General features: G+C 34.2%; 12 protein-coding genes and 1 pseudogene. 1 reads left to right on the forward strand and 12 read right to left on the reverse strand.

What is annotated here, in order from left to right:
- Nucleotides 1-5 precede the first annotated feature (5 nt).
- The 3 genes from malQ to ABUA27_RS02610 are packed head-to-tail and all read right to left on the reverse strand — an operon-like array spanning nt 6 to nt 4,425.
- Nucleotides 6-1,490 carry a 4-alpha-glucanotransferase gene (malQ, locus tag ABUA27_RS02600; RefSeq protein WP_349820180.1) on the reverse strand — a complete coding sequence of 495 codons (1,485 nt, stop codon included), beginning with the start codon at nt 1,488-1,490 and terminating at the stop codon, nt 6-8.
- Complete coding sequence (locus ABUA27_RS02605; RefSeq protein WP_349820181.1) at nt 1,487-2,290, reverse strand: endonuclease/exonuclease/phosphatase family protein; 804 nt, start codon at nt 2,288-2,290, stop codon at nt 1,487-1,489. Before ABUA27_RS02605 ends, malQ begins: the two co-directional genes overlap by 4 nt.
- Before the next feature lie 2 nt (nt 2,291-2,292).
- Nucleotides 2,293-4,425, reverse strand: a complete 2,133-nt coding sequence (locus ABUA27_RS02610) for a PTS transporter subunit IIBC (protein ID WP_129981291.1) — start codon at nt 4,423-4,425, stop codon at nt 2,293-2,295.
- 191 nt (nt 4,426-4,616) lie between these two features.
- Between ABUA27_RS02610 and ABUA27_RS02615 the strand changes: the two genes are divergently transcribed.
- Nucleotides 4,617-5,633, forward strand: coding sequence for a LacI family DNA-binding transcriptional regulator (locus ABUA27_RS02615; protein ID WP_129981292.1), 1,017 nt, complete (start codon nt 4,617-4,619; stop codon nt 5,631-5,633).
- Nucleotides 5,634-5,846: 213 nt separating this feature from the next.
- Here ABUA27_RS02615 and ABUA27_RS02620 read toward each other — a convergent pair.
- From ABUA27_RS02620 to ABUA27_RS02660, 9 genes and pseudogenes are all read right to left on the reverse strand, one after another.
- Nucleotides 5,847-6,200: pseudogene (locus ABUA27_RS02620) on the reverse strand (transposase); the annotation flags it as partial.
- A 149-nt stretch (nt 6,201-6,349) separates the two neighbouring features.
- Nucleotides 6,350-7,543: an ATP-binding protein gene (locus tag ABUA27_RS02625; RefSeq protein WP_330040499.1), complete on the reverse strand. Its 1,194-nt coding sequence runs from the start codon at nt 7,541-7,543 to the stop codon at nt 6,350-6,352.
- 128 nt (nt 7,544-7,671) lie between these two features.
- The gene (locus ABUA27_RS02630; protein ID WP_287846480.1) at nt 7,672-8,424 is read right to left on the reverse strand and encodes a MurR/RpiR family transcriptional regulator; all 753 of its coding nucleotides are present in this window, start codon (nt 8,422-8,424) and stop codon (nt 7,672-7,674) included.
- A gap of 6 nt (nt 8,425-8,430) precedes the next feature.
- Entirely contained in the window at nt 8,431-10,110 is a 1,680-nt protein-coding gene (locus tag ABUA27_RS02635; protein ID WP_349820182.1) for a glycoside hydrolase family 13 protein, read from the reverse strand.
- Nucleotides 10,100-10,522 (reverse strand): PTS sugar transporter subunit IIA, encoded by a 423-nt coding sequence (locus tag ABUA27_RS02640; RefSeq protein ID WP_129981295.1) that lies wholly within the window; start codon nt 10,520-10,522, stop codon nt 10,100-10,102. The genes ABUA27_RS02635 and ABUA27_RS02640 overlap by 11 nt, the downstream gene beginning before the upstream one ends.
- 26 nt (nt 10,523-10,548) lie before the next feature.
- On the reverse strand, nt 10,549-11,370 hold the full coding sequence (locus ABUA27_RS02645; RefSeq protein WP_287846478.1) for a PTS system mannose/fructose/sorbose family transporter subunit IID: 822 nt from the start codon (nt 11,368-11,370) through the stop codon (nt 10,549-10,551).
- On the reverse strand, nt 11,363-12,160 hold the full coding sequence (locus ABUA27_RS02650) for a PTS mannose/fructose/sorbose/N-acetylgalactosamine transporter subunit IIC (protein ID WP_129981297.1): 798 nt from the start codon (nt 12,158-12,160) through the stop codon (nt 11,363-11,365). Before ABUA27_RS02650 ends, ABUA27_RS02645 begins: the two co-directional genes overlap by 8 nt.
- Nucleotides 12,161-12,178: 18 nt before the next feature.
- Nucleotides 12,179-12,655, reverse strand: coding sequence for a PTS sugar transporter subunit IIB (locus ABUA27_RS02655; RefSeq protein WP_349820183.1), 477 nt, complete (start codon nt 12,653-12,655; stop codon nt 12,179-12,181).
- A 307-nt stretch (nt 12,656-12,962) separates the two neighbouring features.
- A complete protein-coding gene (locus ABUA27_RS02660) occupies nt 12,963-14,219 on the reverse strand; it encodes an L-cysteine desulfidase family protein (protein ID WP_349820184.1) in 1,257 nt (418 codons plus the stop codon).
- Between the last annotated feature and the right edge of the window lies 1 nt (nt 14,220).

The raw sequence follows: 14,220 nt of genomic DNA on the forward strand, positions 1-14,220 counted from the left end.
CTCCTTTAAATACGGTTTGTTTTTACTGTAATGTTACGCATTCGTTCCTTTAATGAATTATTAAAGGCATTCTTATCTAAACGCCACATCCAGTTATTACCTAAAGTATTAGGTTTATTCATACGTGCTGTATTATCAAGTTTTAAGTAATCCTGCATTGGTACAATGCACTTATCACTTACACTTGCCATAATACAATCAATACTCATATCCACTAATACAGTGTCATTATCACCATCATAGTGTAGATAGTCCTTCAACATCTGTCTTTCTTCAGGCAGAATATTCTTAAGCCATCCGAACATTGTTTCATTGTCATGAGTTCCAGTATAAACAACTGAATTTTCTGTATAGTTATGAGGGAGGTAGTTGCTTGTACCAGAAGAATCACGTGAATCAAATGCGAATTCAAAGACCTTCATACCTGGATAACCACAATCAGCGACCATCTGTTTAACTGTATCAGTCAAATAACCTAAGTCTTCTGCAATTACATTGAGTTTTCCTAAAGACTCTTCAACTGTCTTAAATAAGTCATAGCCTGGACCTTTTTCCCAATGTCCATTTCTTGCAGTTGTATCACCATAAGGAATTGAGAAATATTCATCAAAACCTCTAAAATGGTCAATACGTACAACATCGTAAGCTTTCTTACAATATGCAATTCTCTGAATCCACCATGCATAACCTGTTTCTTTATGTTTCTTCCAATCATAAAGTGGATTACCCCAAAGCTGTCCATCAGCAGAGAAACCATCAGGTGGTACACCTGCAACTGCAGTTGGTTTTACTTCAGGATCTAGCTGGAATAATTCTGGCTGTCCCCATACATCAGATGAATCATATGCGACATAGATAGGAATATCACCAATGATTTCTACCCCTTTACTATTCGCATAATCCTTTAATGCATACCATTGTTTCCATACATAGTACTGTAAGAACTTATGGTAATTAATGTCATCACTTAGTTCGTTACGTTTTTCAGTAAGAAACGCATCATTTCTTAAACGTAATTCTAAAGGCCAATTTTCCCAGCTTTGATTATCATAAGATGCTTTTATTGCCATAAATAATGCATAATCTTCTAGCCACCATGCATTGTCCTTACAGTAAGCTTTAAAATCTTCATTATCAGTAATATGTGAATTCTCATAAGCTTTCTTTAATAATGCATATCTATTTTCATAAAGATAAGAATAATCAACATAATCACTGTTTATATCTGCCTCTGGTAAATCTTCTTCCTTTAAATAACCACATTTCACAAACTCATCTAAAGAAATAAAATATGGGTTACCTGCAAAAGTAGAGAATGACTGATAAGGTGAATCACCATAACCAGTAATACCTAAAGGGAGAATCTGCCAATATGTTTGTTTAGCTTCTACGAGATCATCTACAAACTTATAAGCAGCTTCATCAAAACAACCAATACCATACTTACTAGGTAAAGATGATACGGATAATAACACACCACTTTTTCTCATAAACTATCCTCCATAAATAATCCAAAATGATCAGAAACTACATCTTCATGTGTACCATCAAATACAACATGATGGCTTTTTACATGTTCTTTTTTATTACACCAGATATAATCAATACGCATACCATCTACTGCTTCATCCCATCCGTCTATTTTACCCTGAGCAGTAAAACGACCTTGGACATCATCCGCCTCGTCACGTGTATCAAACCATCCATCTTCTTTAATAGTCTCATAACTTTGGTTTGGAATAAGATCAGGTGCATTGAAATCTCCTGCTAAGTAAACAGGTACTTCTTTATTTGCCACAACATTGAGCTTATGCCATTGGTTGATGAAAGGTTCCTCATCATCCTTCCACCATCCTAAATGGGCTGTATAAACCCAAAAATGTGTGTTTTCTTTTACTATTTCTACTCCAAGAGAATTACGTTTCTTCCAGAACGTATAATCATTGGTTTGCGTCAATAAAGTATTTTCACTATTCACAATTGGGTACTTAGAGAAGATAGCTACACCTTCATCAAACTTGCCATAACCTACTTTAACTGGTATATAGTTCCAATAGTATTGATCACCAAGTAATTGGCTTAATCCAAGTGCATAATTGTCTTCTTTAATAATATCTCTACCGACATAAGATCTGTCGGTAGAAACACTTTTTGCAGTCATACTTTGATTGACTTCTTGTAAACAAATGACATCAACATCATGATTCAGAATAAAATTCGCAATTGTCTGGAGCTTATTCTTTTCATCACATTCACTGAGTGAATGTGTGTTAAGTGTCATGAGCTTCATATTTATTTACCTAAGGCATCATTGATATCTGACTTAAGAACATCGGCTTTAGGTCCATAAACTGCCTGAACACCGTTATCCTTCTTAAGGAGACCCTTTGCGCCTTCCTTCTTCCAAGCATCAACATCAGCAACTTTATTGACATCATTAACTGTAACTCTTAAACGAGTCATACATGCATCAACTAACTGAATATTATCTCTACCACCAAGTAAGTTGATGATTGCTTCAACCTGAGCACTACCTTCATGTGCTGTAGAAGCTTCATCACTTTCCATATCATCATAGTTACCAAGTCTACCTGGTGTCGCAAAGTTAAACTTCTTGATCATGAAGTTTGCAACGAAATAACCAACTACTGCGAATACTACACATGCAATAACGAAATTAATAACATCACCAAGTAATCCTGCTTGAACTGCCATAGGAACACGAGTTAAGAATTCGATATTACCAAATGAATGAACTCTTAAATGAACAATATCAGCTGCTGCGAAAGCTAAACCTTGAAGTACTGCATAAACACCATATAGTGGAACTGCTGCGAACATAAACATGAATTCTAGAGGTTCAGTAACACCTGTTAAGAAAGTTGCAATGAATGTAGAAATAAACATTGATTTATATTTAAGCTGTTTATCTTTATCGACATTCTTATACATTGCATAAGCGAAACCAGCTAATAGACCAGTTGCACCAATCATCTGACCTACTTTGAAACGAGCAGGTGTAACTGTTGTTAATAAGTGAGTGTAAGCTGTCATGTTTCCAGCTTTCTTTAAGTTAATTAAATCTGTAACCCAAGCTAACCATAATGGATCCTGACCGAATACTTTTGTACCCTTCTGTAAACCAGTCATGATAGTATATGTACCACCAAATGAAGTGTAGTTAACTGGAATAGTTAACATATGATGTAAACCAAATGGTAATAATAGACGTTCTAACATACCATATAAGAATGGGGCAATGATTGGCGCTGTTTTACTAGAGTTTGCAAGCCAAACACCAAAGCTATTGATACCACCCTGAACAAATGGCCATACAATTGACATTACAACTGCGATAACAACTGAATGAACAATAACCATTAATGGAACGAAACGTTTACCATTGAAGAATGATAAGCAATCAGGTAATTTACGGAAGTTATAGTATTTGTTGTAAACAATACCACCAACGAAACCAGCAATAATACCTACAAAGACACCCATATTAAGTGCTGCAGATCCTAGAACTGTTGTGAAATAGTTGGCAACTGGAATCTTTGCACCAAATAATGTATGTGTATAAATGACTTTACTACTATTAACCATATCGGCTGTAACACCAAAGATTGTACCTGTGATGTTATTGATTAAGATAAATGCGATAACGGCAGCAAATGCACCTCCAGCACGATCTTTAGCCCAGTTACCACCAATGGCAGCTGCGAATAAGATATGTAGGTTGTTGATAACTGCCCAACCAATCTGTTCCATTACAGAACCAACAGTCATAACAAATGCAACATCTGCACCAAACATCTGGAATACTTTACCTAATGAAATCATTAAACCAGCAGCAGGCATTACTGCGATAACTGTCATTAAGGCTTTACCTAACTTTTGTAAGAAGTCGAAGTTAATTCCTTTTTTCTTCTTCTTTTCAGGTGCTGCTTTAGGAGCTGCTACATCTTCAAGAACAAGCATCTCATCCTTCACATTATGAGCACCTTTCTTTAAGACAATCTTCTTACCTTTAAGATCATCTTCTTTAGTAAATACGAATGGAGTCATTGTATTGACACCTTTAGATTTAAAGAAATCTAAATCTCCTTCAAACAATAAATCTCCTTTTTCAACTGTCTGTCCTTCTTTTACATGCCAAGTAAAACCTTCACCCTGATACTGAACTGTATCTAATCCAAAGTGAATTAAGATTTCAATACCATCATCTGTCACAAGACCAACTGCATGTTTAGTAGGTGCAACCATTTTTACTACACAGTTGTCTGGTGCATATACTTTTCCATCTTCTGGAATGATAGCACATCCGTCTCCCATCATCTTTTCTGAAAATACAGAATCTGGGACATCAGTAATTGGTACTACTTTACCCTTGAGGGGCATACATAAAACTTTTCCCTTACTCATATTCTTTCCTCCTTCTAATAAGGTTATGTCTTACTCCCTTTTTCTTACAAATTCTATTTTAATGATTGTAAACACTTACACAATAGGGATTATGCAACAAAGCAGGGTATTTACGCATATATTATGCAAATATTTGCGCAACTATAGCGCAACCAAACAATAATGAGTATAATAAAAGAGAGGTGATTTAAATGAGTATCACAATTAAAGATATTGCGAAAAAAGCAGGGGTATCTCCATCTACTGTATCTCGTACAATTAATAATCATTATTCAATTAGTGAAGAAACGAAAGAAAAAGTACGTAAAGTAATGGATGAACTCGGTTATGTATATGATAAATCACATATTAAGAAACATGATGTTGGTGTCGTCTTTCCACGTTCTATGGTAGATGTCTATGAGAATCCATTCTATCTAGAAATAGTAAGAGGTATTAGTTATATATGTAATAAAGGGCGTTATAGTCTTCATATTATTACTGGTGCCGATACGAGAGAGATGAAAACAAGTATGGAAATTGCGAATTGTGAAGGATATATCTTCCTAAATACGAAAATTGAATCTTCTGTGACAGATTATTTAAGAGAACGTATGATTCCTTATATTATGATTGGTAAACCACCAATGAATTCCATTACATCAGTCAGTGTAGATACAGATAATATCCAGGCAGGCTATGAGGCAGTGAAATACTTATTAAAAAAAGGACATCAAAAGATTGGTTATATTGGTGAGAAAAAAGATGTGCAGTATTCTATAGATCGACGTCTTGGCTATATACAAGCTTTATCAGAAGCAGGCTATGAAATAAAAGAAGACTATATTAAGAATCTTTCTTCAAGCTATTCCTATAACCCCAATGAAATACTTGAATTATTAAGAAGTGATGACTGTCCGAGTGCCTTTGTGGTATGTGATGATATTTATGCAGTCATTATGGTGAGACTAATTACTGAAGTAGGAAAGAAAGTACCTGATGATATTTCTATTGTGAGCTTTAATAATTCTATCTTTGCACGTTTCTCAGAACCACCACTGACTTCTATTGATGTAAGCCCAAATCAGTTAGGCATGGAAGCAGTAGTCCAACTTATTAAACATATAGAAACACCTACCATGTTTGCGACACGCTCAATTGTGCCATTCACAATACGTAAAAGACAAAGTGTAAAAGAAATGAATAAAGAGGCTGTAACGAATAGATAGTATTTACTACTACCTTGAGCGTTATAGCTCTTTTTCATATATCTCAACCCAAAAAGGTTATTCACTACTGCATGGTGAATAACCTTTTCATATTTCAGACGCACTTAAAAAGAACCTGCCCATTTCCTAAAAAATTTTATCAGCAGATAAACAATCTGAGCATCTCCTTGACCTGTTTCATCTGGTTTTCTTCTGTTTCCTTGATTCTCTTCTTCAGTTTCTGGTATTATGTCCCATTGAAACAAGGTAGATCTCCATCTGAACATTGTCATGTCCTCTTCTATAGAGTCTGTCATAACCCATATTCTCCTTAAGATCACCAAAAGTTCCTTCTGCTTCATTATCTCTCTTGAACATGAGTTTCTTGCCTTCTTCGCTTGTGACATTTTTTCTTACTTCCTTATGAAACTCATCAAGTTCCTTGCAGTAGTTTATGCTTCTTCCAATTCTGGATTTAGTGCATCTTGATCTGAATGGACAGCCCTCACAGTGATGATTTATTAGTTTTATATTATTACGTGCATATTCGCCCCTTGTATCAGTAGTTACCTTATCCACCTCAAACTCATGACCAGCAGGACTTCGATCCGCCTTTTACTGTTTCTGAAACTATAATTAGTTATTTACCCGTTACAGCCTCTCATAGGCTAGAAGGATTCACAAGAATAAAGTAAAACATTTATTTATTATCTTATATGCATTCAAATCATTTATATTTACAATTTTAACCATTCTTCAATATCAATTATTTTTACACCTTCATACTGATATTCATCATGATGTGTGTTAGCCAATAAGATTTTAGGATATGCATCTTGTATTTCTAATAGTGAAGTAACTTCTCTATCGAAAGTTTTCTGATTCGAAATATCATCACTTACTTGAAAATAAATCTTCTCATTTTGTTTTATAGCCACAAAATCAACTTCTTTTTTATAAAGTTTACCAACATAAACTTCATACCCTCTTCTAAGCAATTCAATCGCAACGATATTTTCATATACTCTGCCATAGTCCATGTTTTTTGTTCCTATAATAGCATATCTGAAAGAATGGTCAGACAAGTAATACTTATCATTTGTTGCCAAATATTTTTTCCCTTTTATATCATACCTTCTAACTTTGTAAAACAAGTATGAATCTTTCAAATATTGCATATACAATTTTATAGTCTTATCTGTTATTTTAATATTAGCATTTGCTAATGATTTAGATATATTATTAGCTGATGTCAAAGAACTAATGTTATCCATCATAAAGTACGCTAAATCATGAATAACTTCTTTGTTTCTCATCGAATATTTATTAGTTATGTACCTTATAATAAGCGTCTCAAAAACATCTCGTATGTATTTATACTTATCATCTTGTTCACGATAAAGCAAAGTTTCAGGCATTCCACCTTCTCTCACGTATCTATCAAGTGAATACTGCCCAGTATAATATTTTAGACATTCTTTATAAGAAAAAGGAAATATTTCTATTTCATACGTTCTACCGGTAAATAAAGTAGCCAAATCACTACTTAATAGAAATGCATTCGAACCAGTAATATAAATATCATATTTCATACTACTATGTAGACTATTTATGACTTCCTCAAAGCCACTGCACATTTGAACTTCATCTATACATACATAATTATTCTTGTTAGATTTATATTGACCTTCTATATAATTATTTAATGCATGGTACTCTAAATACGGCTCTGCACTTAAAGAATTGAAATCAACAAAAATAATATTCGCGTCTTTATCAGTTTGATTTATATATTCCATAAATTGTAGTAACAGACATGATTTTCCAGATCTTCTAATACCCGTAATCACTTTAATATCAGGAGTTCCAATTACATTAATAATTTTTGTTAAATAGTTTCTTTCTAAAAGTTTCATTTCATTCACCCACATATATTATACCTTCTTATTCCGAAAAAATGAATTATTTTCAATTTTTCGGAATAAGATTCAACCTTGATTTAACATATATATTCGTAAAGTCTATAACACGCAAAAAAGCCAGACCATTAAGTCTGACTTTACTCATCAAAGAATGCGAATTCTTGATATTTTCTTGCAAGAATAGTAAGAACAATTCCTACTGCATTCATAGAAATGATATGTTCATCCTCAAGAGGAAATTCTGTTGTATTATAGTAAAGATGATAATCTGAATTTTCTACAAGGAAATTCTTTCCTAGCTCAGTTATAGAAAGAATAGGTATATCCTTCATATTCAGTGCATTTACTGTTGTTCTGATACCTGGTGTATTACCTGACAATGAAATAATAATGACAAAATCATCACTAGTTAGGGAGTGTGAGATGACTTCAAAATTAGTTTCACCAGATACAATATAATTTGAACGCCCTGCCATGAATAGCTCACTGGAGAACTGTTTTGTGTAGTTGTTCTGAGTAAAACCCGTCGCATACAAAATGACTTGTCGTGCTTTATGGATTTCGGAAATCAATGTTGCAAAGTTTACCTGCGATGCATATTCAAATGTTTTATCAATCTCTTTTCTAAATTTTTCAACCAAATCTGTAGGAACAACTGCTTTCTTCACTATATCCTTCTTTAAAGAATACTTTAATTCTGAATAACCTGTATAGCCTAGCTTCTGTGCCAAACGTAATACAGAACTCTTTGACGAAAGCAGAACCTTCGCAAGTTCATTAATAGGCATGCCTACAACATCAGATTTATGATTTCTGATATATTGAATCATGTCTTTTTCATTATCACTTAGTGTTGAATAAATAAGTCCTGCTTGTGTGTCAAAGTCCATATCTCATTACCCCTTTGTTAGATAAACTACTGCTTGATATGGATTTAGAATAATATTTTTATCATCTGTTTTCAATACATTCTCATAATTTCCAATAAGAATTTCAGCATCCTTATAATCATCTGGCAATGTATATCTTACCTTCTCTTTTGCGAAAGAACATACTACAAGTAATTTCTTACCTTCATATTCTCTTTCATATGAGAAGATATCTGAATCATTTTCGTCTAATAGTTTATAAGATCCATGAACAATTATAGGATTTTCTTTTCTTAAACGAATTAATTTCTGATAATAATAGAATACTGAATTTGGATCTTTTAATTCATCTTCTGCATTGATGAACTTGTTATCAGGTGAATAATCAATCCAAGGCTTTGCATCAGAAAAACCAGAACCTTCTTCTCCATTCCAAGGGAATGGTGTTCTCGCATTGTCTCTTGAACTTAAATAAGCATATTTCTTGATTGTTTCTTCATTTTCACCTTCATCCTTCATTTTCTGACACATAAAGACCGTTTCAATATCTTTATATTGATCAAGTGATGTAAAAGGTACATCTTTCATACCTAATTCATCCCCCTGGAAAACATAAGGTGTTCCCTTCATCATATGCAATAGAGTAGCTAACATTTTAGCTGATTCCACACGATATACTCCATCATCACCAAAACGAGTCACATTTCTAGGCTGGTCATGGTTATCCCAATAAAGTGAATTCCATCCCTCACCTAAATCATTGATCCAAGTTGATAAGCTCTTCTTTAAATCACTGAGTTTAAACTTCACATCAGAGAATTTACCGTACTTACCATAATCTAAATGCATATGATCAAACTGGAATACCATGTTTAATTCGTGTCTAGAAGGATCTGTATAAAGTTTACCCTGCTGAACATTGGTATTGGCTGTTTCTCCTACTGTCATCACATCATAGCGTGATAAAACTTCTCTATTCATTTCCTGTAGGAATTCATGAATACGAGGTCCATTAGAAGCTCCTTTATAATATGATTTTGCATAATCATATTCTCCTGGTAAGGCGTCTGGAAAATTCTGTCTCTTACTTAATAAAGAGATAACATCCATTCTATAACCATCAATACCCTTATCTAACCAGAAGCGCATTTCATTATAAACTGCTTCTCTTACCTTAGGATTTTCCCAGTTTAAGTCAGGCTGTCCTGGCGCAAAACAATGAAGATAATACTGTTTTCTTTCAGGTACATAAGTCCATGCAGATCCACCAAAAGTAGCACCCCAGTTTGTTGGTTCACTGCCATCTTCTTTAGGATCCTTCCAGATATAGAAATCAGAATATTCATTATCCTTAGAAGATTTAGACTTTAAGAACCATTCATGCTGGTCACTTGTATGATTCACTACTAAGTCCATAATAATCTTAATATTCATACTATGTGCTGTTTCTAATAGTTCATCAAAGTCTTCCATTGTGCCATACATCGGATTGATCTTGCGATAGTTCGCAATATCATAACCATTATCTACTAATGGTGATTCATAGATTGGGTTTAACCAGATGACATCAATACCTAATTTAGATAAATAAGGAAGCTTTTCAGTAATACCTTTTAAATCACCAACCCCATCATTGTTGGTATCATTAAAACTTTGTGGATAAACCTGATAAACAACGCTGCTTTTCCACCAATCTTTATTCATCATCCTCATCGACCCCCATATTTTTCATAACATCGTTGACATAAACAATCTGTGATTTTGCATCATCAATCGCATTTCTAATGACATCTTCATTCACTTTTTCACAGCTTGCTAATGATAAACAGACACTTAATACAATAGGTAAATTCATTCCTGTAATCACATATACATTAGGATACTGTAAGTATTTGACTGCTTCCTGATTCACACTACCCCCAAGCATATCAGTGAAGATGATGTATTCATCACCTTCATTGATTTCTCCTAGTGCTTCTTTTAACTTCTTTTCAACAGGTATATTATCCATATAAGCACTCACTGACTGGATATCAGTTAAAGTTGGCATAAGATACTGGATTGTATCTTTTAAACCATCAGCGAGTAAATGATGGCTGGCTAGAACGATTTTTCTCATAGACTTTTTCCCCCCGAAAACTTTGATTAGAGAGCTAGAATTCCAAAGAATGAGCAAACTAATGCAAGAATGATAATTAAGAAGATGACCTGAATAACAGTAAGTTTCTTAGATGCAAGTAATTTATAAACGATAAATGTAAGTGCAACTGGTAATAAAGCAGGCATGATCTTATCTAAGACACCTGTCTGAATAGCAAGTTTTACTTTACCTGACTTAAAGACAAGACCTAATGACATCTTAACAACTGAAGGAATTAATGCCCCAATAACTGTTAGACCCATGATAGATGCTGCTTCAGTGAAGACTGATAACTTATCACCTAATGTAGTAATAAGCTTTAAACCTGAATCATATCCTAAATGGAATAACTTAATTCTAAAGAAGAAGAAAATCACGTTAAGTAACATCCAGATGAGTGCACCTGTAGGGTTACCTTCAAGTCCCATATAAGCTGCAATAGAACCCATGATTGTTGGATATAGTACCCAGATTAAAGTATCCCCGATACCTGCAAGAGGACCCATCATACCTGTCTTAAAGTTCTGTACTGTATCTAATGCTTCTATGCCATCTTTTTCTTCCATAGCAACACTTGCACCAAGTAAGATATTAGCCATCCAAGTTGTAGTATTGAAATATTTAAAGTGGTTATTTAATGATGCAACATAGTCATCATCATTATTCTTATGAATCTTTCTTAAAACCTTCTCTAATCCAAATACAACTGCTGGGCCCTGATGGTTTTCATAGTTATATGCATTACATGCCATAAACATGTAACGTACTGCGGCTTTTGTAAGATCTTTCTTTGTAACAACTTCTGTTGTCTGTGTTTCTTTATTCATCCCAATCATCTCCTTCTTCGATTACTGCACCTTCTGTTGCGACTGCTGGTGCTTTATTGACCTGTGTTGTAAAGAAATAGTAAGCAATAGCTAAACCAATAATAGATACACCTAACATTGGTACATTTAAGTAAGCTGAGAAGACAAAACCAATCATCAACATTGATAAGTACTTCTTAGCAGGCATAACCTGTAACAATAACGCGATACCTACAACTGGTAACATATTTCCTGCGATAGATAGACCATTTGTGAACCATACTGGAACTGATTTTAAGATAACATTAACGATTGCATCACCAAATAATACACATAAAGCTGTTGGTAAACCTGTAGATAAAGCAAAGATCATAGGACCAATCCAAAGAATTCTGTTCATCTTACTAAACTTCTTTTCATTACATGCTTTCTGTGCTGCATGTGTTACATAAGTGTTTAATAACTTTGCGAATACATCTAACTGAATACCAAGCATACCAACTGGTACACCTACTGCTAAGGCAACTGCTTTTGCCTGAGCCACATCATTTGTAGTTCTACATGCAACATAAATACCAACTACTGTTGCAAGACCCCAGTTAGGCACTGATGAACCACCAATGTTGGCAACACCTAAGTTCATTAACTGGAATGTACCACCAATAATCATGGCAGTCTTCATATCCCCCATAATCAATCCTGCAAAAAATGCAACCATGATTGGGAACCATGTTGTAATAACAATCCCCTGCTGGTCTAAGACCATCCACATTGATAATAATACGATTAATACTCCTTGAATAACCTGCATACTTCTTATCCCCCTTGATTATTTAATATATGTTTCTAGTGGTTCTTCTGCTTCGCTTGGTACGAAGTGGAATGTCACTGGAATACCCATAGACTGCAATTTCTTTAAATCATTCACTTCTTCTTCATTGACTGAAACCATCTTCTTCACTGTTGTCTTACCTTCTCCATCGAAGATAATACCAATATTTACTTTAGGAATCTTAATGCCACTTTCAGCTAACTTAACTAATGTAGATGGTTCTCTTACAATCATGAATACATTATGGCTATCATACTTTCCTGCGTTGAAGTTCTTAATAGCTGTTTCTGTATCAATGATTGACATACCAGTCCCCACTGGCTTACTCATTCTCATTGCTGATTTTTGAACTTCATCCTTACTTACTTCATCATCGACTACCATTAATCTTTTTGCCTGTGTTGCACCTGCCCATTGTGTGACAACAATACCATGAATTAATCTCTGGTCGATTCTTGCTAATACTAAACTCATTTTTCTTTCCCTCCTTGAAATTGCTTTCATTTGTTTTGACGAGTCCTAGTTTACCCAACAATGCAAACACTTTCAATGTTTCAGGCCCCTTCTGGGACGTGGCACAAACTCTTGGAATAGGTGTCAAAGATAAGGGAAACGTTCCATTATGATGTTTTAGAATAGTAATATTATGTTTATACAATTCAATTTATTATGATATATACAATGTTATTTCAATTAACTAACACTTCATACTTTATTCACTTTAATTATTAAAATGTACCATTATACGCAAAAAGAAGATGATCCTTGGACCACCTTCTTCCTATTGACACTCTTTACTTTTCATAATTGAGATGATTTCTTCATCTACTTTATTCATTCCATTTTTCCCAATACGGGCCATATTTTGAATACATTGTTCAGGTGTTGATGCACAAATTCCATCACTTTCTCTTAATCCTGCATTATTGACTGCAGTCATTGCACACATAAGTGCAGCCGTAGATCCTGTAGATACCTTTAATGCACATCCTACTTTTCCTCCATCACAAATCATACCAGTTACAGTTCCTGTCATATTACGTATACAATACCCTATCTGATCATCTGATGCATCTAAGAGATAAGCGATACCTACAGAAGCAGATGTAGAAGACGCCATGACACATGTACACATAGGCGATAATTTACCTATATGTGCATTAATATATCTATTTACTAGATGTGTAAGCGCAAGTGCTTTGAGTTTCTTTTCTAGTGATATGTGTAGTTCTTCTGCCACTTCATTCACTGGTATAGAAACAACGAGTCCTTTTGTACCTGCACCTGAACTGCTCATTGCGGGAAGTGGACAGCCATCTAGTCTATTTTCAGCAGCTGCAGTAACTTTCCTTATTATTCTAGTTAACAAGTCTTCAGAAAATAATGAACGGTTAAATGAATCACTCAAATGTGTTGTTCCTTTATATTGTGATAATCGGTTATTCATTTCTATACCATCTAATAAGAATTCAAGTTTATCCACTGTCATTGAGTCTACCAAAGAACATATGTCTGATATTTTCATTTCTTTGAGTTCATCAATCACAGTGGGTGTATTGTTTGTTTCTTGAGTTGTTTTCTCTTCTAATACAATTCCATTCTTTTCTAGATAAACTATATTTGTATGTGCCTCTTTGATCATACATGTCACTGTATCGTTAGATGTATAAAGAGTACATTTTACATGAATAGATGCTGAATCATTAATCGTGATAAAAACATGGGGCCCTAATAATTCAGCATAAGTGATTGTATCTGGTTCTATATCTTCAAATAGAGTCAGCTGTTTTTCTGGGTTCTTCAATAATGCCCCAATAGAAACGGCATACTCTAAACCTACATACTCACAATGTGGTATACCTGCAGACATTCCATTCTTATATATTCCTTTATTAACATCTAACTCTATTTTATTTATTGGATTATTTAACTGTTTAGATGCATAAGCTGCACATAATGCGACACAAACTGGTTCTGTACATCCTAATGCAGGAACTACATCCTTCTTCAATAAGTTTATTAGTTCTTCTTTTCTCATA

Origin of the sequence: Catenibacterium sp. RTP21428st1_D7_RTP21428_210409 (assembly GCF_040227455.1) — a bacterium.
Lineage (GTDB): Bacteria > Bacillota_I > Bacilli_A > Erysipelotrichales > Coprobacillaceae > Catenibacterium > Catenibacterium mitsuoka_A.